Raw genomic sequence first — 23,922 nt, forward strand, 5'->3', positions numbered from 1 at the left:
AGAACGTGATGCCGACAGGGCACAACGCTTCGTTTTTGGCCCCTCAGGTCGCAAACAGGACAGATTGTGCGCCTTCATATTGAGAGAGTTCACATCACCAAATGAGGACCCGTATGCAAAGTGACGTTTGGAAGATTCGCCTGATCAGCCGTACCATTGGTGCGGATCGCGGGCGTGCCGCGCGTGGGCGGCCAGTTGTGGTCTGAGTACACTCACCCTGAACGTACTTTCTCGACCGGACCTAAAATTATGAACGAACAAACCCGAAATTCATCGCGCAGCGGCGGTCGTGCCGCGCGCCGTGCGGCCCGTGCCACAGCGCTGCCCGAACATCTGCGCCCGATCCGCCCCGGCATGGAGGGCGGCATGCTGAAGGTGCTAACCCCGGCGCAGATCGAGCGTATCCACCAAGCCGCGCTGACCGCGCTGGAAACCATTGGTCTGGCGGACGCCCCACAGAGCGGGATCGACTATCTTGTCGGCGCTGGCTGTATCTTGGGTGACGACGGGCGTATCCGCTTCCCCCGCGCCTTGGTCGAAGACACAATCGCCAAGGCCAATCGCTCGGTCACATTGCATTCAAGAGATGGCAACTCCGATCTGGAACTGTCGGGCAACCGCGTCCACTTTGGTACTGCCGGCGCGGCTGTCAGCATGGTTGATGTTCACGGGCAGGAATACCGGGATTCGACACTTCAAGACCTGCACGACGCGTCCCGAATCTGTGAACAACTTGAAAACATTCACTTTGTTCAGCGCCCGATGGTGTGCCGCGACATCGCCGACAACCTCGAGATGGATTTGAACACGGTCTACGCCACCACGTCAGGAACGTTCAAACATATCGGCACGTCCTTCACCGAACCCAGCCATGTGGCCCCTGCGATTGAGATGCTGCACATGATCGCTGGTGGCGAGGATAAGTGGCGAGAACGGCCCTTTATGTCGAACTCGAACTGCTTTGTTGTTCCGCCGATGAAGTTCGCGACCGAAAGCTGCGAGGTGTTGGAAGAATGCATCAAGGCGGGCATGCCCGTTTTGCTGCTGTCGGCAGGAATGGCCGGAGCCACAGCGCCTTCGACAATCGCCGGTGCAATCGCGCAAGCCACCGCCGAATGCCTGGCTGGGTTGGTTTATGTAAACGCCGTAAGTCCCGGCGCTTCTGCGATTTTTGGCACTTGGCCCTTTGGCCTTGATCTGCGCACAGGTGCGATGTCCATCGGGTCTGGCGAACAAGCACTCCTGACAGCGGGCTGCGCCCAAATGCACCACTTCTACGACTTGCCGGGCGGCGCGGCCGCCGGTGCATCGGATGCGAAACTGCCCGACATGCAAGCCGGGTGGGAGCAGATGTGCTCGAACGTCATGGCCGGGCTTTCAGGTTTGAACATGGTGTATGAGTCCGCAGGCATGCATGCCTCGCTGCTGGGATTCTGCCATGAAAGCCTGATCCTCAGCGATGATTTAATCGGGCAAGCGCAACGCTGTGTTCGCGGCATCGAAGTGACGGACGAAACGCTGGCACTGGATCAGATGGCCGAAGTCTGTATCGGCGGACCCGGTCATTATCTGGGAACCGATGCAACGCTGAGCCGCATGCAGGCGGACTATGTCTACCCGACTTTTGGCGACCGGTCGTCTCCGAAGGAATGGGTTGAAATTGGCAAACCCGATTTGATCGAAAAGGCGGTGAAGCGGAAGGAAGAGATCCTCTCGACGCCGTCTCCGGCCAGATTCGATCCGCTTTTGGACGCCGAACTGCGCGGTAGATTCAACATTTACTTGCCCGCGTAACCCATTGAAATATGGCGGCCCGTGGGGGTGCGGGCCGCCGATGCCTTCGCGGGATTAACCGTTGCTGGGCGGTAGCAACCCTGCTTCCTGCGCGATGGCAATTTCATCTGCGTCCAGCGACCCGTCGCCGTTGGCGTCCATCGCCGAGAAACCATCGGCGTCAACCTCGGGCAGAACGGCCTGAACTTCTTCTATGGTCAGAACTCCATCGCCATTGGTGTCCGCCGAGGACTGCGCAGCAGCCATCGCCGGCAGGCCCAATACGAATGCGGAAATGATTGCCAAGTTTTGCGGTTTCATTGTGATGCCTCCTAAGTGGTATTTGTGTGTGTGTTTTCGTCCGGACAGGCACCACAGACACCAAATCGAAGAACGTCGTCACCCCAACCCGGCAACACGTCCTGTTTCGCGCCATTCTCCGCGTGTTTGTCCGAGTCGCGTCTGCAATCAACCGCTGGGCGAAATGTACAATCCACGTTTCGGCGGTTCTTGCCCGATGCGCCTGTGCCGTTCCGGCAAGGCCCTGCCTAAATCACCGACTCGGGGGGGCAAAAAGAAAGGGGACCGAAGCCCCCTGTCAGTTTCGCCATCCAGGCTCCATTCGTTGACCGCCCGGTGTTTTGTTTGCCTGCGGCCTGGACGTCGCATGGGACGAGCGCACCCGTCCCGTGAGAGAGTGGGAAAGAGCAAATATTCCGCCCCACCCTGTTCCCGGTCGACACGGGCATGTCGACCGAGTGGACCAAGGCGTATTTGGTAAGTCTCAACGCCTTGCTCCGTGTTCGTCGGGATCGGACATCCGAGGGGAAACCCTGATCCCTACACCCCGCCTGACGGGGCGTTTTCCTTAGCTACACCCGCTGGTTGCCCCGCAGGTGTTGCACTTCATGCAGGTGCCATTGCGCACCAGCGTGTAATTTCCGCATTCGCCGCAAGGATCGCCCTCGTACCCCTGCATCTTGGCCTTGGTCCGTGCGTCCATGCCCGTGGCAACGGCAGTTTCCGCAACCGGAACTTCGAATTGCGCGGCCGGTTCTGCCATGCCGTTCACTTCGGGTTGGCCGCCGTTGAACACCACCAGATCCTGCGGCAGACGTTTGCGCAGATAACCGGTCGAGCTTATTTGTTTCAACACCTCCAAGGACTTGGACGCGGCGCTGTCACTGATTTCGGATACGTTGGACAGACCATCTTCCTCGCCCCGGCCCAGATCATCAAATGTGGCACCTTCGGGTTTCACATGGGCCAGATCGGTGCGGTCCAGATAAGACACGGCCAGTTCGCGGAAGATGTAATCCAGGATCGACGTCGCGTTCTTGATCGAGTCGTTGCCCTGCACCATTCCCGCCGGTTCGAACTTGGTGAAGGTAAAGGCGTCGACGAATTCTTCCAGCGGCACACCGTATTGCAGGCCAACCGACACTGCGATGGCAAAGTTGTTCATCATCGCCCGGAAGCCAGCGCCTTCCTTATGCATGTCGATGAAGATTTCGCCCAGCTTGCCGTCTTCGAACTCACCTGTCCGCAGATAGACCTTGTGGCCACCGACGATCGCTTTCTGGGTATACCCCTTGCGGCGATGCGGCAGTTTCTCACGATGGCTGCGGATGATTTCCTTGACGACGACCTTCTCGATGACCTTTTCGGCGAGAACGACGGCTTTTTCATGGGCCGTGCCGCTCTCCAGCACCTCTGCCGCCTCGTCGTCGTCCTCGACCAGCGCTGCCGCCAGAGGCTGCGACAGTTTCGAGCCGTCACGGTATAGCGCATTGGCCTTCACACCGAGCGACCAGCTGAGCTCATAAGCCTTCTGGCAATCCTCGATGGTCGCGTCATTCGGCATGTTGATCGTTTTGCTGATCGCACCCGAGATGAAGCTTTGGGCCGCAGCCATCATGGTGATGTGGCTATCAACGCCAAGGAAACGCTTACCTTTCTTGCCGCACGGGTTGGCGCAGTCGAAGATCGAATAATGCTCTTCCTTCAAGTGCGGCGCGCCTTCCAGCGTCATGGTGCCGCAGACATGGTCGTTGGCCGCGTCGATATCCGCCTTGGTAAAGCCCAGATGGCGCAGCAGATCGAAGGTCGGATCATTTAGCTTGGTCGCCGGGATGCCCAGAACGCCGGTGCAGAAATCCTCGCCCAGTGTCCACTGGTTGAAGACGAACCGGATATCAAAGGCGCTTTCCAGTGCAGCATCCACCTTGGCCAGCTCATTTGGGCCAAACCCGTGACCGGTCAGCGAGGTGTGGTTGATCCCCGGCGCGTTGCCGATGGTGCCGTGGCCAACCGCGTAACCCACGATCTCTTCAATTTGAGACGAGGAATAGCCCTGCTTTTCCAGCGCCGACGGCACCGAGCGGTTGATGATTTTGAAGTAACCACCACCCGCAAGCTTCTTGAACTTCACCAGTGCAAAGTCCGGCTCGATCCCGGTCGTGTCGCAATCCATCACCAGACCAATGGTCCCAGTGGGCGCGATCACCGTGGCTTGCGCGTTACGGTATCCGTTCTTTTCGCCAAGGCTCAGCGCCTCGTCCCAAGCCGACATCGCCAGATCGACCAGACGCTTGTCCGGGCAATTGCCGTGGTCCAGAGGCACCGGCTTCACGGCCAGTTTCTCATACCCATCGGTCACACCTTGCGAGGCACGGCGGTGGTTGCGGATGACACGCAGCATGTTGTCTGCGTTGCGCTCGTAGCCCTTGAAGGGTCCAAGCTCTCCGGCAATCTCGGCCGAGGTGGCATAGGCCACGCCGGTCATGATCGCGGTCAGTGCGCCACAGATCGCCCGACCCTCATCCGAGTCGTAGCTGTAACCCATGTTCATCAGCAGACCGCCGATGTTGGCATAGCCCAGACCCAAGGTGCGGAAATCATAGGACAGTTGCGCGATTTCTTTGGATGGGAACTGCGCCATCGTGACTGAGATTTCCAGCGTCAGGGTCCACAGGCGCGAGGCGTGCATGTAGTCTTCCGCCTGGAACTCACCATCCTTGAGGAAGGTCAGCAGGTTCATCGACGCCAGGTTACAGGCCGTGTCATCGAGGAACATGTATTCCGAGCAAGGGTTCGAGCCGCGGATTGCCCCGTCTTCGGGGCAAGTGTGCCATTCATTAACGGTGTCATGGAACTGGATACCCGGATCAGCACAGGCCCATGCCGCATGGCCGACTTTCTCCCACAGATAGCGCGCCTTGACGGTCTTGGAAACCTTGCCATCCGTCCGGTTGATCAGTTCCCAATCCGCATCTTTTTCAACTGCGGTCAGGAATGCGTTGGTCACACGGATCGAGTTGTTCGAGTTCTGGCCCGAGACCGAGCTGTAGGCTTCCGAATCCCAATCCGTATCGTAGGTCGGGAACTCGATGCTGTCGTGGCCCTGCTTTGCATAATCAAGCACGCGCTTGATATAAGTCTCGGGGATCGCAACCTTTTTGGCCTCGCGAACCGCTTTCTTCAAGCTGTCATTCTTGTTGGGATCATACGCATCGTCCCGCGCACCATCCCATGAGCGGATGGCCTCGAAAATGCCGTTCAGCATCTTCTCGTGCATCTTCGATCCGGCAACGATCGAGGCCACCTTCTGCTCTTCGATCACCTTCCATTCGATGAATTTCTCGATGTCCGGGTGATCGGCATCGACGATTACCATCTTTGCTGCTCGACGGGTTGTCCCGCCTGATTTGATCGCGCCAGCGGCGCGGTCGCCGATCTTGAGAAAGCCCATGAGGCCCGAGGACTTGCCGCCACCTGACAGTGCTTCGCCTTCTGCGCGCAAGTGGCTGAAATTGGTCCCGGTACCCGAGCCGTATTTAAACAGGCGCGCCTCGCGCACCCATAGATCCATGATGCCGCCTTCGTTCACTAGATCATCATCAACGGACTGGATGAAGCATGCGTGCGGCTGCGGATGTTCGTAAGCGGATTTCGACTTGGTCAGCTTGCCGGTTTTGTAGTCGACATAGTGGTGACCCTGCGCAGGACCGTCGATTCCGTAAGCCCAGTGCAGACCGGTGTTGAACCACTGCGGGCTGTTCGGCGCGGCGCGCTGTGTCGCCAGCATATAACGCATCTCGTCAAAGTAAGCGCGCGCATCTTCCTCGGTCGAGAAATAGCCACCTTTCCAGCCCCAATAAGCCCAGGCTCCTGCAAGGCGGTCAAAAACCTGCTTCGAAGACGTCTCGCCATCAAATTCTGCGCCATCGGCGGGGACCGAACGCCACAGGAATTCGGGGACGTCTTTTTCCTTAACTTTCTTCAGCTTGGACGGGACGCCTGCTTTGCGGAAATACTTTTGCGCAATGACGTCGCTGGCAACCTGGCTCCAGCGCGTGGGCACTTCGATGTTGTCCAGGCGAAAAACGATGGTGCCATCCGGGTTTCGGATCTCAGACGTTGCTGAGACAAAGTCCAGTTCCGCATAAGCGTCCTGCCCCGGTTTCGTAAATTTCCTGTCAATCTTCATGTCCGCACGCCCTAGATTCAATCAACTTGTCTTTCAGCGTCAGGTCCTCAGACGCGGACCGATCGCCATGCCGTATAAAATTGGGCGCAATTGACCAGCCGCTGCATTCCGCAGCGCAAAACCGATCAAACGGTTGCACGTTACTATGATGTGCTTTCCGACCCTCGCCCTGTGCCTTATACTGGTTTTGGTACCAGATTTTGTGGCATCCCTTCCGGCCCATACAACTTGGCGTATCCACCCATAGATCGTCAACGCCATTTTTAGGTCATTTTTGATATCTTTTGTGTTGACCCATTTCTGACAACTTGCTTCGGGACACCCTGTTCTGATTCCTCCACAGTTTCATCCACCAAGTCCACCCAGCGATTCCAAAAACCCGTAGGTAAATTAACTGTGTTTCCCCGCACAGTTATCGGAATTTGATAATCTAACGCTAAGGTGTCTACGTTGGCGTAGAATCACGAAGCGGTCATTTTGGACCGCGGCGCTGGGTAGACCGCCGGGCGCGATCACTCAAAGGGGAACGGACAGATGTCGTTGTTACGTTTAATTCCGATTCTGGCCCTGATCGTGGCCTGTACACCACAAGATGTGCCCCCACCGGCTCGCAGCGCTCAATTCGACAGCTACCCAAAAAAACTGTTCGACACGTTCGAGATCAGCTGCGACGGCCCGGGGGAGCGCTTTGAAAAAAAAGGGAATCGGGTATTTGAATGCACCGAGTTTCTGCCCCCGGACACAACCGCGTTTCTGATTCTCAACTATGACGGATACCCTCAGGACCTGCCCAAAAGCGTGATGCGGCTAACAACGACCAAGAACAACTCGGGCTACCGCGTCGATGCCGAGCTGTATTTCAACGTCCCACGCAAAAGCGGCCCGTCGGTCAAAGTACCAGTGGAAAGCGAAACGCTGGATAAGGCGCTTGGCGCGCTTTACCAAGCGTTGGGTGGATCGCCAACATAAGTGGAAGAAGTGGTCGGGGCGGCAGGATTCGAACCTACGACCCCCTGTACCCAAAACAGGTGCGCTACCAGACTGCGCCACGCCCCGAACCGTGCGCCTTCCTAACCATGCCAATCTGATTTGAAAAGCCCTAACAGGACCAAATTGCAGGACCTTGCGAAAAAATTTCGTGTCGCATGACGGTTCCGGGCTTAATTGAGTAGCGCGCGGCGAGTCCCGCGTTGATTTCGAAAACCGCAAAGACGGAATCGCCACCTTCGATTGGTGTCAGATCACCGGGAATCGCACCTTGATGAACATGCGTCACGGTCCCAGCCCTATCGATAAAAATGATGTCCAAGGGAATCAGTGTGTTCTTCATCCAGAACACCACCGGTTGCGGCGGGTCAAAAACGAACAGCATGCCCGAACGGTTTGGCAGCGACTCGCGGAACATCAGTCCACGCGACCGATCCTGCGGGCTAATCGCCAATTCGATATTGAATCGGATCTGCGCCGAGTCGTTCTTGATGTCGATCTGATCAGGCTTGCACGCAGCCCAGGTCATTCCGGACCAAAGCAACAAAATCGCTAATAGACCCGGAAGAAACTTTGGCATGAATCACTCAGTCGTCCAAAGCAGCTTCCCAGGCCAATACCTGAGCCGCCATACGTCCACGCTTGCCACTAATGACACGCATCGCGAGGGCCTCGCCCGGCTGCAGATCCGACAGGCCAGAGCGGCGCAGCACTTCGATATGCAGGAACACGTCTTCACCGCGGCCAAAAACATTGGCAAACCCAAAGCCTTTGCCTTTGTCGAACCATTTGACTCGCGCGGCCTCTAGCGGGGCAGCGGCGATCTCAACAGGATCAAGCTCGGCAAAATCAGCCAGCATCATCGTGTCCGTCCGGGCGGGCGGATCGACACTGATGACCTCAACCGCCTGAACACCACGGTCCGTGCGATGGGTCATGATTTCTATGCCCGCACCATCCGCGACCGAACTTTGGCCGAAATTGCGCAACACATTGACGTGCAACAAAATATCCGGACCGCCCTCATCAGACACAACAAATCCGAATCCCTTTGCAGGGTCGAACCATTTCACGTGTCCACGGACGCGGTACATGTTGTTCAGATCTTCTGGCACGGCGTTCCCATCGCGAAAATTGTCATTTCGTTAAGGGTCCGATGTGTATGGGAATGGCGCGCAAATTCAAGCTGAAAAAACCTTTTGTTTTCGGCCTCTTGCATTTCACGATACGCGAACGTCATGGATTCAACCTCTGTATCTGCCAGTCGGAACCCACTTGATCCCGCTGCCATCGGAACCTGTCGTGCAACCGAAAGGCCCCATCGGCCCAGAATTCGATTTCGGTTGGCACCAGCCGATAGCCGCCCCAGAACGGCGGGCGTGGCGGGTTCGGGCCCAACTTGGCTGTTACCTTGGCCACCTCGGCCATCAGAACCGAGCGACTGCTGAGAGGCTGAGACTGCTTGGACGCCCAGGCCCCCAATCGGCTTTTTAGCGAGCGGGACGCATAATACTCATCTGCCTGCGGCCCGCTTTCTCTGGTTATTGTACCACGAACTCGGATTTGCCGCCGCAGAGATTTCCAATACATCACAAACGCAGCTTTTCCGGCGCTGTCCAACTCGGCCGCCTTGGCACTTTCGTAGTTGGTGTAGAACACAAAAGCCGCCGGTTCGATCTCTTTCAGAAGAACCATGCGCACATTCGGCATGCCGTCCGAATCGACGGTCGCCAAAGCGATCGCATCCGGATCGTTCGGTTCATTCTCTTTGGCCTCAGCCAGCCACCGCCCCGCTATTTCAAACGGATCGGTGCCGGCAAATATGCCGCTACGTTCGCTCATTCCCATCCCCTGGAAACTAATAAAGTCCACCCTAGGGCGAGAACCCGCCACGGGCAAGAGCGCGCGGCCTTGATGCAGCGCACCCAATGGCATAAACCATCCCAACATAACGCGAAGACAGGCGGAGAACCAAACATGTCAAATCAGTTGATGGCCGGCAAACGCGGCCTCATCATGGGACTGGCCAATGATAAATCAATCGCATGGGGAATAGCCCGTGCTTTGTCCGAATCCGGCGCGGAGCTGGCTTTTTCATATCAAGGCGACGCACTTAAGAAACGCGTTGATCCACTGGCGGCACAGCTTGGCAGCGAAATTGTTCTGCCCTGCGACGTCAGTGACGAAGAATCGATTGATGCGCTCTTCACATCTTTGGAAGCGAAATGGGGCAAGCTGGACTTTGTTGTTCACGCCATCGGTTTTTCGGACAAGAACGAACTGCGGGGCCGCTACGTCGACACGTCGCGTGCGAACTTCAAACTGACCATGGACGTGTCGGTCTATTCCTTCACCGCCGTGATGCAACGGGCCGAGAAGATGATGTCCGAGGGCGGCAGCGCAATTACTCTGACCTATTATGGTGCTGAGCAGGTGATGCCGCACTATAACGTGATGGGTGTCGCCAAAGCCGCGCTTGAGGCTTCGGTCAAATACCTGGCCGAGGATCTGGGCAAGGACGGTATCCGCGTGAATTCGATCTCGGCCGGTCCGATCAAGACGCTGGCCGCCAGCGGTATCGGCGACTTCCGCTATATTATGAAATGGAACGAGTATAACTCGCCCCTGCGTCGCAACGTGACCATCGACGATGTCGGCAAATCAGCTCTGTATCTTCTGTCTGACCTCAGCAGCGGCGTGACCGGTGAAAACCTGCATGTGGATTCGGGTTATCACATTGTCGGCATGAAAGCCGTCGACGCACCTGACGTCGAAAAGGGATAAAGACATGAGCGCCAAGGATCGCCTGCCCCACGAAAAAGGGTTTCACATCAGCTGGGATCAGATTCACCGTGATTCCCGCGCCTTGGCCTGGCGTTTGGACGGGCAAGGCCCGGATGACGGCGCATGGCGCGCAGTTGTGGCCATCACCCGTGGTGGTATGGCACCTGCGATGATCGTCAGCCGCGAGCTGGACATTCGCACCGTCGACACAGTCAGCGTGCGCTCGTACCACCATCAGGACCAAGGCGAAGCCGAGGTGTTGAAAGCCCCCGATGCCCAGCTGATGCGCGACGGCGAAGGTATTCTGATTATCGACGATCTGGTCGACAGCGGCAAAACGCTGGAGCTGGTGCGCGCAATGTACCCCAAAGCGCATTTCGCGACAGTTTACGCCAAGCCCAAGGGTCGTCCGATGGTGGACACGTTCATCACAGAGGTCAGCCAGGACACCTGGATCTTTTTCCCTTGGGATATGGCCCTGCAATATGTCGAGCCCTACCGCGGGACCGACTAAAAGAACCCTCTCAACCCACAAAGAGTGAGGCAAAGCCTTACAAAGGACAGGCCCGTCATGACCCAGTCCCGTACCACCGCGACATTTGCCCCTCCGGTCATGGAGGCGCGGCGCTGGTTGGAGGGGGTGGAGTTTCCTGATGACCGTCCCCTGATCAACGTCAGCCAGGCGGCCCCGGTCGATCCACCGCCCCTGGCGTTGCGCGAAGCGATTGCCAGCTTTGCCGTGACCGAAGACAGCGCCCATCTTTACGGGCCGGTTCTGGGCAATCCTGCCTTGCGATCTGAACTCGCCCGTCAGATCGGGACTCAATATGACGCGCAGGTGTCCAGCGATCAGGTCGCAATCACCTCGGGCTGCAATCAGGCATTTGCGGCTGCGATCACAGCAATCACCGATCAGGATGCCGAGGTGATTGTTCCGACGCCCTGGTACTTTAATCACAAGATGTGGCTGGACATGGCAGGCGTCCGAACCGTGGATCTGCCAACCGATCACGCTCTGCTGCCCGATCCGGACGCAGCCCTTGCCCTGATTACTGACAAAACACGCGCTATCGTTCTGGTGACCCCGAACAATCCCGGCGGAGTGGAATACCCTGCCCCTTTGGTGCGCGCATTCTTTGATCTTGCGCAGGAGGTCGGCATCCGGCTGATCGTGGACGAAACATATCGGGACTTCGACAGCCGCAGCGGCCCACCGCATGACCTGTTCGCCCAGCCTGCCTGGGATCAAACCCTGATCCACCTCTATTCCTTTTCCAAAGCATACAGGCTGACCGGCCACCGTGTCGGCGCGATTGCGACCGGCACTGACCTGCTATCCGAGATTGAAAAGTTTTTGGACACGGTCGCCATCTGCCCAAGCCAGATTGGCCAGCACGCAGCCCTTTGGGGAATGCAGAACCTGTCGCAATGGCTGGCAGGTGAACGGGATGAGATCCTCGACCGCCGCGCCGCAATTGCCGAGCTGTTGCCAAGCCTGACGGACAAGGGTTGGCGGCTGCTGGGTCTGGGCGCTTATTTCGCCTATTTCGAACACCCGTTCGATATCCCATCGAACGAACTGGCCCAACGACTGGTCCCCGAGGCCGGCATCCTGCTGCTGCCCGGCACAATGTTCATGCCCGAAAATGATGCGGCCGGAAAACGTCAGGTTCGTATCGCATTTGCCAATCTGGACCGCGCCGGATTGGGGCAATTGTTCGAACGGCTGGCTGCTCTGTCCTTCTGAGCTTGCTCCCCGACGGTGCGCGTCGTATTCAGGGCCGCAACCGACGGGGCAGTTACCTGCCGACAAAAGCACGAAGAGGGCACAATGGCCGCAGGCGTAAAAAAGTTATCAAAGACCTTTGTCTGGATTCTCATGGGCCTTTTGATGCTCGGACTTGCAGGGTTTGGCGCAACCAGCCTCTCTGGCACCGTGCGTTCGGTGGCCCAGGTCGGGAACGAGGATATCTCGGTTGATGACTATGTCCGCGAGCTGCAGCGCGAGATCCGCGCGGTTGAACAACAGACAGGCCAGCCTTTGCAAATGTCGCAGGCCATTGAGTTTGGTCTGGATCGTCTTGCCTTGTCGCGCCTGACGGCTTTAGCAGCGCTGGACAATGAGGTCGGTTTGTTGGGTATCTCGATCGGTGATGAGAACCTGCAGGAAGAAATTGTTGCGATTCCAGCTTTTCAGGGCGTCAACGGTACATTTGACCGCGACGCGTATCAGTTCCAACTGGAACAGGTCGGCATGTCCGATACCGAGTTCGAATCGGACCTGCGCAAGGAAACATCCCGCACAATCGTGCAGAGTGCCGTGGTTAGCGGTGTGAAGATGCCCGAAACCCTCACGCAGGTGTTGACCGACTACGTTGGTGCCCGCCGCAGCTTCACCGTCGCAACTTTGGCTCCTGACGCCCTGCCCGCACCTGTTGCCGCCCCGACCGACGAGCAGGTCCAAACGTTTTATGATGAGAACACTGAGCTGTTCACCCTGCCTCGCACCAAAAAGCTGACTTATGCGATCCTGTCACCCGAAATGCTGCTCGACGACGTGGAAGTCGACGAGGATTCGGTAAAGCGTTTGTACGAACAGCGCGCGGCTGAATTCCAACAGCCCGAGCGTCGCCTAGTTGAACGCCTGACCTTTCCGGATCAAGAAGCAGCACAAACGGCCATGGCTCAGCTAGAGGTCGGCGGTGCAACCTTCGAACAACTGGTGCGGGATCGCCAGCTTGAGCTCAGCGATATCGATCTTGGCGACGTCACCCGCGAGGATCTGGGCGAAGCCGCCGATGGTGTCTTTGCTGCCGATCTGGACGCTGTTGTCGGCCCGCTGCCTTCCACCTTCGGACCGGCGCTGTTCCGCATCAATGGCTCGCTTGCCGAAAACAACACGTCGTTTGAAGATGCCGCCCCTGCCCTGCGCGAGGAATTGGCAGCCGATCGCGCCCGCCGCCAGATCGAGGCGCAGGCCGAGGACATCAATGACCTGCTGGCCGGCGGCGCGACTTTGGAAGAACTGACGTCCGAGACCGAAATGGAGCTGGGCCAGATCGACTGGACCGCGCAAACCGGTGAAGGCGTCGCCGCCTATGACGAGTTCCGTAGTGCAGCCGAAGCCGTGCAGGACGGCGATTTTCCCGAGGTAGCGTTTCTTGAAGATGGCTCGATCTTTGCCCTGCGCCTGAATGAGGTCCTTGAACCCCGGCCGGAACCGATTGAGTCTGCACGTGACCGCGTTGTTGCCGCCTGGACCCAGGCCGAAACCAACAAGGCGTTGGAAGAACAGGCAAATGCTGTTCTGGAGCAGGTGCAGACCGATGGTGACTTTACGGCTACCGGATTGCCGTTCCGGGTAGAAAACGCCCTGACCCGCACGGCCTTTTTGCAAGATGTACCTGCAGATTTCATGACTCAGGTCTTTGAAATGGAGCAAGGTGGCCTGCGCGTCATTCCCGGTGCCGGAACCGCGTTTATCGTGCGTCTGGATGAACTGTTGCCGCCTGCCGAAACAGATGAACTGCGTCAGGTGCAAGCGGCCCTTACCGCCCAGTTGGATCAGGCTTTGGCCCAGAACATCTTTGATGCGTTTGTCCGCGATGCACAGGTCCGTGCCCGTCCCGTCGTGGATCAGCAGGCCCTGAATGCTGTTCAGGCGAGCTATTAAAAGAGACTGAATATGGCGTTGACCCCCGACTTCGACAGCTTCGCCCGCGCCTATGAGGCAGGCGAGAATCAGGTTGTCTACACCCGCTTAGCCGCTGATCTGGACACGCCGGTTTCCTTGATGCTCAAGCTGACAGGCGCGCAGAAAGACGCGTTCATGTTGGAATCGGTTACCGGTGGTGAGGTTCGTGGCCGCTATTCGATCATCGGGATGAAGCCGGACCTGATCTGGCGGTGCCAAGGCGAGACCTCCGAGCTGAACCGCTCGGCGCGGTTCGACCCCGATGCGTTCTCACCCCAAACCGGCAACCCGATGGATAACCTGCGAGCGCTGCTGGCGGAAAGTAAGATCGACCTGCCGGACGACCTGCCCCAGGCCGCTGCCGGGCTGTTCGGCTATCTCGGCTATGACATGGTGCGGCTGGTGGAATACCTGCCCGACGTGAACCCCGATCCGCTTGGCCTGCCTGATGCCATCATGCTCAGACCCTCGGTCATTGCAGTGCTGGACGGCGTTAAGGGCGAGGTTACGGTTGTGTCACCTGCATGGGTCAGCGAGGGCCAGTCGGCCAAGGCTGCTTATGCACAGGCCGCAGAACGTGTCATGGACGCGGTGCGCGATCTGGAACGCGCCATGCCCGCCGAGACGCGCGATCTTGGCGATGCGTCCGAGGTCGCGGCACCGGCGTCGAATTTCACCAAATCCGGCTATTTAGAAGCGGTCGAAAAGGCCAAGGAATACATCCGCGCGGGCGACATCTTTCAGGTTGTTCCGGCACAGCGCTGGACTCAGGACTTTCCGCAACCTCCCTTCGCGCTCTATCGTTCGCTTCGGCGCACGAACCCGTCGCCCTTCATGTTCTATTTCAACTTTGGCGGCTTTCAGGTCGTGGGCGCCAGCCCCGAGATTCTGGTCCGCGTTTTCGGAGATGAGGTCACGATCCGCCCCATCGCCGGCACTCGGCCACGCGGCGCGACCCCCGAAGAGGACAAGGCCAACGAGGTTGATCTGCTGGCCGACAAGAAAGAGTTGGCAGAACATCTGATGCTGCTGGATCTGGGCCGTAACGACACCGGGCGCGTGGCAAAGATCGGCACTGTGCGCCCTACCGAAGAGTTCATCATCGAACGCTACAGCCACGTGATGCACATCGTATCCAACGTGGTTGGTGAGTTGGCCGAGGACAAAGACGCGCTGGATGCCTTCTTTGCGGGAATGCCTGCGGGCACCGTTTCAGGCGCGCCAAAGGTTCGCGCTATGGAGATCATTGACGAGCTCGAGCCCGAAAAGCGCGGCGTTTATGGCGGTGGTGTGGGGTATTTCAGTGCTGGCGGCGACATGGATATGTGTATCGCCCTGCGTACGGCCATCGTGAAAGACCAGAAGCTCTATATTCAGGCAGGCGGAGGCGTGGTCTATGACAGCGACCCCGAGGCCGAATTCATGGAAACCGTTCACAAATCGAACGCCATTCGGCGTGCGGCTGCAGACGCGGCCCGGTTTACTGGCTCTGGCAACTCTTAAAGAATAGCGGCTGACCTCATGGTCAGCCGTTTTTCATTATCAGCCTTACTGAGCTTCTTGCGTCATGACCGCTGAAATCGGGGCCATGGCCACGCGGCCACCGCGATCTTCCAGTCCCCATAGCAACAGGGCCGAGATCGTGTCCGGGCGCAGCCGTCCCAACATGACAACAGTTCCCTGCTGACCAGCCCGGAACGCCGCCTGATCCAAGAAACGTCGCATGATCGTTGGGTCCTGACGGGCACCGTCGATGTCGCGAAAGATGACCCCGGAAGGGATGCCATTGCGAGCGGCCAGTTTCTGGACGGTGTTCAGGCCATTGTCCTGGGTGATAAGCCCGCGCCCGGTATCACCGGCAATTGCAGCCACCTGATCGGCCAGTTTGCGATTACCCTGAATTCCAGTTCCCACGCCTTCCAGAATACCAACGGTTTCCGGCAGAGTGTCCAGCCACACAGCCATCGAAACCTCAGCATCTTGTGCGCTGGCCGCCTTGGGCAAATCGGCAAGGGCCAGAACCTCGAAACCCGCTGCGCGATGGCGGGCCATTTTTTCGGCCGCATCAGGGTCAGACGGGCTGACAGCAAAGCTGAGCGGATACGGGAAATCCTTCAACGCCTCGGCTCCAAAGGCCCCTTCATCATCAATCAGAATGATCGACATTAGCGGTTTGGCTTCGGGGTTTTCGAACTTGGCGGCATAGGCATCAATTGGCTTACCGGGCAGAAGTATCGCGGGTTGCTCATCTTCGGAGACCGGCGCGTCATCGCGTTCAGTCAGCGGGACGACTCGTTTGCCAACGGTCAAACCGTCGGTATCCGTTTCTTCACCGCCGATCTGCGGGACCGCCGCGATCCGGGGCAGCTTCTTAAGCTGCGGGTCTTCTTCCCCTTCTACGGCAATCGGGTTGTTCTCAAGTGGATCGACCTCAGGCGTCTGCGGTTCGATTGCCGTGGGTTCGGGCTTCGGCTCGGGTTCATTTTCTGTTTCGATGATTGCCGGCAATGCCTCTGCGACTTCAGGCTGGGTCTCAGCAACTTCGGGCTGCACCTGTTCTACTTCCGGCTCGGGCAGTATTTCCAGAACCTCCGGCGCAGGCTGCGGCTCAACCTCAACGATGGTTTCTTCTTCCTTGAGTGCAACCGGCGGCTCGGGCGCGGTTTCCGAGATGATCGGCTCACCTTCGGTACTGGGCAATGGCTGCAATTGCGCAGGCGACTGCGGCACAACCGGTGCCTCGTTTGATATGGTTACCTCAGCCGTGTCAGGTATTTCGACCCCTTCGACCTGCGTGACAGCCTCACTGATCGTCGGCTCAGAGTCTGGCACAGTCTCCACGTCCGCCAGTCCGGCAAGATTGTCCGTTTGATCCCTGGAAGCATCGGATGCCACCGGCGGCGCGGTCACCAGATCGGCATCTGCCACCGTCTCGGCCGCTTCGGTGCTGACCTCGGGGGCCGCCGCCGGTGCAGGCTCGGGCGCCTCGGCGTTCACAACCGGTTTTCGGGTCAACGGGGTATTCAGGGATAGTACCGCACCAAGCAGACCAACAACGACCGCCCCTGCGATCATCCCGCCTAGAAATCCGCCCATCTTAACTGCCTCTCGCCTTCATCCTGCTTCGATCGCCTCAACGCCGTTTACCGCGCCTTTGGCCTGCGATTGCGCCCTGAACAGGATGTCCTCTTGACGCTGCCCCGCAAGCCTGAGCATGTATGTCCCGACATTATACCGTGGCCAGGGGCTGTATCGCCAGTCCGAAATGCCCAAGCCGAGACAAGTGCCCAAATGCTGCTGCTGATCGACAACTACGACTCGTTTACCTACAACCTGGTACATTATTTAGGCGAACTTGGCGCCGAAATGGTCATTCGGCGGAATGACGCCTTGGATGTGCAAGAAGCCATGGCGATGAACCCGGCGGGGATCCTTCTCAGCCCCGGTCCATGTGACCCGGATCAGGCAGGGATTTGCCTGGCGTTGACTGAAGCGGCAGCTGAAACAAAGACGCCGCTGTTGGGCGTCTGTCTTGGCCATCAGACGATTGGACAGGTGTTTGGCGGCAACGTTGTCCGCTGCCACGAAATCGTTCATGGCAAGATGGGAATGATGCATCACACTGGGAAAGGTGTTTTCGCGGGCCTGCCCACCCCGTTTGAGGCGACCCGTTATCACTCGCTGATTGTGAATCGTGACACCCTGCCCGACACGCTTGAGATCACAGCAGAACTGGAAGACGGCACCATCATGGGCCTGCAACACAAAGAATTGCCCATTCACGGCGTCCAGTTCCACCCGGAATCAATCGCCTCCGAGCATGGCCACGCTCTGCTCAAGAATTTCCTGTCCGAGATGAAAGTTCCTGCATGAGCGACGCTCTGAAACCACTGATCGGAGCCGCAGCCGATCGGCCCCTGACGCGTGCCGAGGCTGAACAGGCCTTTGGTATTCTGTTTGACGGCGAAGCCACGCCCAGCCAGATTGGCGGCCTGCTGATGGCGATGCGCACACGTGGTGAAACGGTAGACGAATATGCAGCCGCTGCCGCCGTGATGCGCGCGAAATGCAATGCGGTCAAGGCCCCGGCGGGCGCGATGGATATCGTCGGCACCGGTGGCGACGGCAAAGGCACACTGAACATTTCGACCGCCACGGCGTTTGTCGTTGCCGGCGCGGGCGTAACTGTCGCCAAACACGGCAACCGAAACCTGAGCTCCAAATCAGGCGCTGCAGATGCGCTGGGACAATTGGGAATCAACGTTATGGTTGGCCCGCAAACCGTTGAAAAGGCTCTGCAAGAAGTCGGCATTGGCTTTATGATGGCCCCCATGCACCATCCTGCGATTGCGCATGTCATGCCCAGCCGGCAAGAGCTTGGGACGCGTACGATTTTCAACATTCTTGGCCCGTTGACCAACCCCGCTGGTGTTCGGCGTCAACTGACCGGTGCGTTCAGTCGCGACTTGATCCGCCCAATGGCGGAAACGTTGGGACTGCTCGGCGCTGAACACGCCTGGTTGGTGCACGGATCGGATGGCACAGATGAGTTGACGATCACCGGTGTAAGCTGGGTCGCTGCGCTGGAAGACAGCGTTGTGAAAGAGGTTGAACTGCATCCCGAAGACGCAGGTCTGCCAGTTCATCCCTTCGAAGACATCATTGGCGGAACGCCCGAAGAAAACGCCGTTGCGTTCCGCGCCTTGCTGGACGGCGCGCCCTCGGCCTACCGGGACGCGGTGCTATTAAACTCTGCCGCAGCCCTTGTGGTTGCGGGCGCTGCCGATGACCTGAAAGACGGCGCCGCAAAGGCGCGGGAAAGCATCGACAGCGGAAAAGCCAAAGACAAAATCGCGGCGCTGGCCCGAATTACGCAGGAGGCCGCATGACCGAGACGGTTCTGGATAAGATCAAAGCCTATAAACTTGAGGAAATTGCGGCAGACAAAGCGCAGAAGTCGCTGGAAACGCTGGAAAACGAGGCCGGCAATGCGCCCGAGGTCCGCGGCTTTGCCGATGCGCTTCGAACAGCGGCGCGTCGGGGGTATGGCCTGATAGCCGAAGTCAAGAAAGCCAGCCCATCCAAAGGTTTGATCCGCCCGGATTTCGACCCGCCCGCGCTGGCCAAAGCCTACGAAGAAGGTGGAGCCGCATGTCTCTCGGTGCTGACAGACACACCCAGTTTTCAGGGGGCAAAGGAATACCTGACCGAAGCCCGGGCTGCCACGGAGCTTCCGGCGCTGCGCAAGGATTTCATTTACGACCCCTATCAAGTGGTCGAGGCGCGTGCTTTGGGTGCGGATTGCATCTTGATCATCATGGCATCGGTCGACGACGCGCAAGCCGCTGAACTGGAACAGACTGCATTCGACTGGGGTATGGATGTCCTAATCGAAGTTCACGACCAGAACGAGTTGGAACGTGCAGCAGAGCTGAAAAGCTCACTGATTGGGATAAACAATCGTAATCTCAAGACCTTCGAGACATCTCTTGATACCACACGGCATCTGTCCAAGCTTGTGCCAGCGGGCCGGACGATCGTCTGCGAAAGCGGTCTGAGCACGCCTGAAGATCTGGCCGACATCGCACGTTACGGCGCGCGCAGCTTCCTGATCGGTGAAAGCCTGATGCGTCAGGACGACGTGGCAGCAGCCACCCGCCACCTTCTCGCAAGCCCTCTGATCCCCGGAGTCATGTGATGCCCTTGACCCATTTTGATGCTCAGGGACAGGCCCATATGGTCGATGTCTCGGACAAGGAAGTCACCGACCGCGTCGCCGTGGCGGCTGGTCACATCAAAATGGCGCAGGACACCTTTGATCTGATTTCCGAAGGCCGCGCTAAGAAAGGTGATGTTCTGGGCGTGGCACGTCTTGCGGGCATCATGGGCGCAAAGAAAACGCCTGATCTGATCCCTTTGTGTCACCCGCTTCCAGTCACCAAAGTTGCAGTCGAACTGACGCTGGATCCCGACTTGCCCGGCGTGCTGGTCGAAGCCACAGTCAAAACATCGGGCCAGACCGGTGTCGAGATGGAGGCGCTGACCGCCGTGTCCACGGCTGCGCTAACGGTCTATGACATGACCAAGGCCGTGGATAAGGCGATGGAAATTGGCGGTATCCGTGTATTGCTGAAAGATGGCGGTAAATCAGGGCGTTACGAAGCAAAATGATCACCGTCGAAGAGGCCCGCGCGCTGTTGTTTGAACTGGTCTCGCCCCTTCCAGCCGAGACCGTTGCTTTGTCCGACGCCGCAGGTCGTGTTCTGGCTCAGGATATCGAGGCCACCCGCGACCAGCCGCCATTTGAAGCGTCCTCGATGGACGGCTACGCGCTGAAATCGACCGAGGTCGAGCTGCACGCCATGTTCAAGGTCATCGGCGAGTCGGCAGCTGGCAACCGCTACACCGGTCGCGTCGGGCCCGGACAGGCGGTGCGCATATTCACTGGTGCCCCGGTTCCCGAAGGTGCTGATTTCGTTGTCATACAAGAAGATACCGAACGTCGCGGCGACCTGATCACAATCTCGGACCTGCCCGGCCCAAAATCGAATATCAGACCTGCGGGCGTCGATTTCAAAGCAGGCACAAAGATCTCGGCCCCACGTCAGTTGCGCGCCGAGGACATCGCGCTGATGGCGGCGATGAATATTGCGACCGTACCAGTGACTCGAAAGCCTGTTATTGCGCTGATCTCCACCGGTGATGAATTGGTGATGCCGGGCGAAACCCCGGGCCCCGATCAGATCATCGCATCCAATACGTTTGGCTTGAAAGCACTGCTGGAGGGCGCTGGCGCGCACGTCCGCATCCTTCCGGTCGCGCGCGATACGGTGTCATCGCTTGAAACTGCCTTCGGACTGGCCGAAGGAGCGGATCTGGTTGTGACCATCGGCGGCGCATCGGTTGGAGACTACGATCTGGTGTCAGATGTCTCAACCGGGCTGGGAATGGAGCAATCTTTCTACAAGATCCGAATGCGTCCCGGCAAACCCCTGATGGCGGGTCGATTGGGACAAACGGCAATGGTCGGCTTGCCCGGAAATCCTGTTAGTGCAATGGTTTGCGGCTATCTCTTCCTGTTGCCAATGGTGCGTCGGATGTTGGGTGTCGAACAGGTACTGCCCCCATTGCGAACCGCAAGGCTTGCTGAACCGCTCGGCGAAAACGGTCCGCGTGAGCATTACATGCGGGCTATGCTGGATGAAACCGGCATTCGCGCATGTTCCGATCAGGACAGTTCACTGCTCAGCGTTTTGGCGCAGGCAAACGCTCTGTTGGTGAGGATTCCGCATGACCCCGCCCGACCTGCCGGGGATGAGGTTCAATACCTGCCGATCTAAATCCCGCTCAAATCCGTTGACACAAAACGTGAACATGCGTAGAACAAAAGAAAACGCATGACCGACGAGGTGTGAGCAATGTTGACCAAGAAGCAGTTGGATTTGTTGGAATTCATTCACAAACGCGTTCAGGCGGATGGTGTTCCGCCCAGTTTCGATGAAATGAAGGCCGCGCTGGACCTCAGGTCCAAATCTGGCATCCACAGATTGATTACGGCTCTAGAGGAACGTGGGTTCATTCGGCGTCTGGCGCACCGTGCGCGGGCCATTGAAATCGTCAAACTGCCGGAAAGCCTGGGTGGAGAACCCACAGTGGCCTTCAAGCCGCGTGTGATAGAAGGCGACAAGCCGTCCGGCCCCCGCCCCGCGAATTTTGAGCCGGTGACCGTGGATGCGATGGAATTGCCAGTGATGGGCCGCATCGCCGCCGGCGTCCCGATTGAGGCGATCAGCCATGTCTCGCACCGCGTCGCCGTGCCCGGTTCAATGGTATCCGGCAAGGGTGAGCATTACGCACTGGAAGTGCGCGGCGACTCGATGATTGACGCAGGGATCAACGATGGAGATGTAGTGGTAATCCGGGAAACCTCGGTTGCCGATAACGGCGATATCGTTGTTGCTCTTGTCGAAGATCAGGAAGCCACATTGAAGCGGTTCTTCCGCCGAGGTCAGGCGATTGCGCTTGAGGCCGCGAACCCCGCCTATGAAACCCGCGTTCTGCCGGAAGATAAGGTCAAGGTGCAGGGTCGTCTGGTTGGGCTGATCCGCAGCTACTAAAACTGCTTGGTATCCCGGTTCCCGGATGTGTTCGGGGACCAGAGCCTGTCGCCCATCGCCTCTTTAGACGTTGTGATCTTGCCGCCCGACAGGGACAGGCTTCCCGTTGCCAGCAGCCGTTTCGGATCGAAGACTTCACAGCCGCCGGACAGTTGCAGCGCCACGGCAGAAATCACGATCTGATCGGTATTGCAGGCACTGAACCCGCGCGCCGCGCGTTTGCCTGTAACGTGCAACACCTCTTTGCCCTGCCAGTCATACCGTTGAATGGTGCCGGAATCATGCGGCCAACGGCTGGCCGCCTGCAACTGATCTGCCCCGTCCCCATCATTTTCCAGCCAGACGGTTGCGACAAACCCGCTTCCCTTTTTCTTACTCAAGGCGCGTCCTTGTTCAGTCATTACGCCAACAAGACCGCCACTATCCGCAACCAGTATTTCAGGGCGATTTCCCTGCCCCCATAACATCAACGCCACGGCCATTGGTGCCACCCCAACCCATCGGGCCCGTCCTTGCCACAGCGCAAGCCACAGGCCGCTAAGCGCAATTAGCGGCAGGACAGGGGTCGGCGGGCTGACAACATATCCTTGCGCGCCGTCAAATCCCGATACCCATTGCGAAACCGCAAGAATCCACTCTAAACCCAGCCCCATCAGTGCCAGCGGCACTATCTCAAAGCCGAATGGCGACAGCAGTGCTGCCACCACGGCCGAAGGGACGACAACCATGCCCATGACCGGCACCGACAGCATGTTGGCCAGAAGACCATAGTGAGACAATGTGTTGAAATGCGCCGCACCAATTGGCGCGGTTGCAAATCCCGCGATAGCTGAGGACATCAGTAGGCCCGCAACAGGTTTCAGCCACTTTGGCCCCGGCATCGGTCCAATGTCACGCAACGCTCCGAACACCGCCACAAGCGCTGTCGTTGCGGCAAAAGACATTTGAAACCCCGGGCTAAGTAAGGATTCGGGGCGCAGACTGAGTACAATAAGTGCGGCGACCGCAACGGCCCGTAGGGAAATCGCGCGTCTGTCGATCAGTATGGCCATCAACATGACACTCGCCATGACAAAGGCGCGTTCCGTGGCGACATTCCCCCCAGACAGTAACAAGTAGATCGTGGCCGCGACCATCGCACAGACAGCCGCCAGTTTGCGCACAGGCAATCTGAGAGCCAGCGCAGGAATGGTAGAAAACAAAAGCCTGCACATCAAGTAGACGAACCCGGTCAGCAGGCCCATGTGGAGGCCCGAAATCGCCAACAGATGCGCCAGGTTGGATGCGCGCAGTGACTTTAGCGTTTCTTGCCCCATACCGCTGCGATCACCCGTTGTGACGGCGGCCGCAAACCCGCCAATCTCACCCGGCAGGATCGTGCGGACATGGTGGGAAATCACCATTCGCCATGCCGTAATGCGGATGCCTTCGGGCTGCGGGGGCGCAGCGATCAGCACCGGAACTCGGGTGTATCCCACGGCCCCCAGCCGTTGAAACCACGCGTGTCGCCGAAAGTCGAATCCTCCCGGTTCCACCGGACCTTGAGGGGGCGACAAATGGGCAGTGGTCATGATCCTTTGGCCGGGCGCCAGCGAACGTGCGCCTCCGTGCAAGGAAAGCCGGACGCGCTGCGGCCGCCGGTCACCGGGCACATCCCCTATACGCACCCGATCCAGCGTAATCCGCAGCGCATCCGACGCAGAGCGATCCATGGCTACAACCCGCCCCTCGACCGGGCCGTAATAACGCCAGGACAGGACCGGCTCTGCCACCGTGTGGGCGCGCCCGCCCGCCAGGATAAACCCGGCAGCGATCAGCGCCCCCCCTGTTGTCAACGCAGCCCAGCCAGACGGAAGCCAGCGCACCAAGCCTAAGCAAATCGCGATCACGGCAACGAGGCCTGCATAGATCATCCACCCCGGTTCAAACCGCAGGCTGAAATACAGACCAATACCGACTGCCAAACACACCGGAGACCACTGAAACAAATACCCTGTCTGGTTCAGTAATGCGGTCTCGACCCGTGCCAGAACACGCATGGTTGCCCCCGTCCTTCCGGCTCGTTAGACAGGCGCCAA

General features: G+C 58.4%; 20 protein-coding genes and 1 tRNA gene. 13 read left to right on the forward strand and 8 right to left on the reverse strand.

What is annotated here, in order from left to right; translation table 11 throughout:
- The first annotated feature begins 249 nt into the window (after positions 1-249).
- Positions 250-1,794: a trimethylamine methyltransferase family protein gene (locus AC2FI8_RS15750; protein ID WP_496780058.1), complete on the forward strand. Its 1,545-nt coding sequence runs from the start codon at positions 250-252 to the stop codon at positions 1,792-1,794.
- A gap of 54 nt (positions 1,795-1,848) precedes the next feature.
- On the opposite strand, the gene AC2FI8_RS15755 is transcribed toward AC2FI8_RS15750, so the two are convergent.
- Positions 1,849-2,094: an EF-hand domain-containing protein gene (locus tag AC2FI8_RS15755; RefSeq protein ID WP_108859061.1), complete on the reverse strand. Its 246-nt coding sequence runs from the start codon at positions 2,092-2,094 to the stop codon at positions 1,849-1,851.
- A 547-nt stretch (positions 2,095-2,641) separates the two neighbouring features.
- On the reverse strand, positions 2,642-6,262 hold the full coding sequence (locus AC2FI8_RS15760; protein WP_496780060.1) for a vitamin B12-dependent ribonucleotide reductase: 3,621 nt from the start codon (positions 6,260-6,262) through the stop codon (positions 2,642-2,644).
- Between the two features lie 534 nt (positions 6,263-6,796).
- Between AC2FI8_RS15760 and AC2FI8_RS15765 the strand changes: the two genes are divergently transcribed.
- Positions 6,797-7,231 carry a hypothetical protein gene (locus AC2FI8_RS15765; protein WP_496780062.1) on the forward strand — a complete coding sequence of 145 codons (435 nt, stop codon included), beginning with the start codon at positions 6,797-6,799 and terminating at the stop codon, positions 7,229-7,231.
- Between the two features lie 10 nt (positions 7,232-7,241).
- Here the strand turns inward: AC2FI8_RS15765 and AC2FI8_RS15770 are convergent.
- The 4 genes from AC2FI8_RS15770 to pdxH form a co-directional block, all read right to left on the reverse strand.
- A tRNA-Pro gene (locus AC2FI8_RS15770) sits at positions 7,242-7,318 on the reverse strand.
- Positions 7,319-7,361: 43 nt separating this feature from the next.
- Entirely contained in the window at positions 7,362-7,829 is a 468-nt protein-coding gene (locus AC2FI8_RS15775; protein WP_496780064.1) for a DUF192 domain-containing protein, read from the reverse strand.
- Positions 7,830-7,836: 7 nt separating this feature from the next.
- Positions 7,837-8,343, reverse strand: a complete 507-nt coding sequence (locus AC2FI8_RS15780; RefSeq protein WP_369934646.1) for a cold-shock protein — start codon at positions 8,341-8,343, stop codon at positions 7,837-7,839.
- Between the two features lie 142 nt (positions 8,344-8,485).
- The gene (gene pdxH, locus AC2FI8_RS15785; protein ID WP_496780066.1) at positions 8,486-9,091 is read right to left on the reverse strand and encodes a pyridoxamine 5'-phosphate oxidase; all 606 of its coding nucleotides are present in this window, start codon (positions 9,089-9,091) and stop codon (positions 8,486-8,488) included.
- 135 nt (positions 9,092-9,226) lie between these two features.
- Between pdxH and fabI the strand changes: the two genes are divergently transcribed.
- The 5 genes from fabI to trpE all read left to right on the forward strand — a co-directional run bounded on the left by fabI (position 9,227) and on the right by trpE (position 15,230).
- Positions 9,227-10,033 (forward strand): enoyl-ACP reductase FabI, encoded by an 807-nt coding sequence (gene fabI / locus AC2FI8_RS15790; RefSeq protein WP_496764700.1) that lies wholly within the window; start codon positions 9,227-9,229, stop codon positions 10,031-10,033.
- A gap of 4 nt (positions 10,034-10,037) precedes the next feature.
- Positions 10,038-10,547 (forward strand): xanthine phosphoribosyltransferase, encoded by a 510-nt coding sequence (gene gpt / locus AC2FI8_RS15795; RefSeq protein ID WP_058271741.1) that lies wholly within the window; start codon positions 10,038-10,040, stop codon positions 10,545-10,547.
- A 57-nt stretch (positions 10,548-10,604) separates the two neighbouring features.
- Positions 10,605-11,780, forward strand: coding sequence for an aminotransferase (locus AC2FI8_RS15800; protein WP_496780068.1), 1,176 nt, complete (start codon positions 10,605-10,607; stop codon positions 11,778-11,780).
- Between the two features lie 84 nt (positions 11,781-11,864).
- Positions 11,865-13,706, forward strand: a complete 1,842-nt coding sequence (locus AC2FI8_RS15805; RefSeq protein WP_496780070.1) for a peptidyl-prolyl cis-trans isomerase — start codon at positions 11,865-11,867, stop codon at positions 13,704-13,706.
- 12 nt (positions 13,707-13,718) lie between these two features.
- The gene (gene trpE, locus AC2FI8_RS15810) at positions 13,719-15,230 is read left to right on the forward strand and encodes an anthranilate synthase component I (protein ID WP_496780073.1); all 1,512 of its coding nucleotides are present in this window, start codon (positions 13,719-13,721) and stop codon (positions 15,228-15,230) included.
- A 45-nt stretch (positions 15,231-15,275) separates the two neighbouring features.
- On the opposite strand, the gene AC2FI8_RS15815 is transcribed toward trpE, so the two are convergent.
- Entirely contained in the window at positions 15,276-16,823 is a 1,548-nt protein-coding gene (locus AC2FI8_RS15815; RefSeq protein WP_496780075.1) for a divergent polysaccharide deacetylase family protein, read from the reverse strand.
- Between the two features lie 195 nt (positions 16,824-17,018).
- Here AC2FI8_RS15815 and AC2FI8_RS15820 point away from each other — a divergent pair, with 195 nt between their 5' ends.
- The 6 genes from AC2FI8_RS15820 (at position 17,019) to lexA (ending at position 21,844) form a co-directional block, all read left to right on the forward strand.
- Positions 17,019-17,600: an anthranilate synthase component II gene (locus AC2FI8_RS15820; protein ID WP_496764690.1), complete on the forward strand. Its 582-nt coding sequence runs from the start codon at positions 17,019-17,021 to the stop codon at positions 17,598-17,600.
- Complete coding sequence (trpD, locus tag AC2FI8_RS15825) at positions 17,597-18,616, forward strand: anthranilate phosphoribosyltransferase (protein WP_496764688.1); 1,020 nt, start codon at positions 17,597-17,599, stop codon at positions 18,614-18,616. The genes AC2FI8_RS15820 and trpD overlap by 4 nt, the downstream gene beginning before the upstream one ends.
- The gene (trpC, locus tag AC2FI8_RS15830) at positions 18,613-19,425 is read left to right on the forward strand and encodes an indole-3-glycerol phosphate synthase TrpC (RefSeq protein ID WP_496780076.1); all 813 of its coding nucleotides are present in this window, start codon (positions 18,613-18,615) and stop codon (positions 19,423-19,425) included. The genes trpD and trpC overlap by 4 nt, the downstream gene beginning before the upstream one ends.
- Positions 19,425-19,898, forward strand: a complete 474-nt coding sequence (moaC, locus tag AC2FI8_RS15835; RefSeq protein ID WP_170413610.1) for a cyclic pyranopterin monophosphate synthase MoaC — start codon at positions 19,425-19,427, stop codon at positions 19,896-19,898. The genes trpC and moaC overlap by 1 nt, the downstream gene beginning before the upstream one ends.
- A complete protein-coding gene (locus tag AC2FI8_RS15840; RefSeq protein WP_496780077.1) occupies positions 19,895-21,067 on the forward strand; it encodes a molybdopterin molybdotransferase MoeA in 1,173 nt (390 codons plus the stop codon). Before moaC ends, AC2FI8_RS15840 begins: the two co-directional genes overlap by 4 nt.
- 78 nt (positions 21,068-21,145) lie before the next feature.
- Complete coding sequence (gene lexA / locus AC2FI8_RS15845) at positions 21,146-21,844, forward strand: transcriptional repressor LexA (RefSeq protein ID WP_496727167.1); 699 nt, start codon at positions 21,146-21,148, stop codon at positions 21,842-21,844.
- On the opposite strand, the gene AC2FI8_RS15850 is transcribed toward lexA, so the two are convergent.
- Positions 21,841-23,883, reverse strand: a complete 2,043-nt coding sequence (locus AC2FI8_RS15850; RefSeq protein ID WP_496780079.1) for a ComEC/Rec2 family competence protein — start codon at positions 23,881-23,883, stop codon at positions 21,841-21,843. The two genes, lexA and AC2FI8_RS15850, sit on opposite strands and share 4 nt — an antisense overlap.
- Between the last annotated feature and the right edge of the window lie 39 nt (positions 23,884-23,922).

It is taken from the genome of Ruegeria sp. CDSB029 (assembly GCF_059611125.1).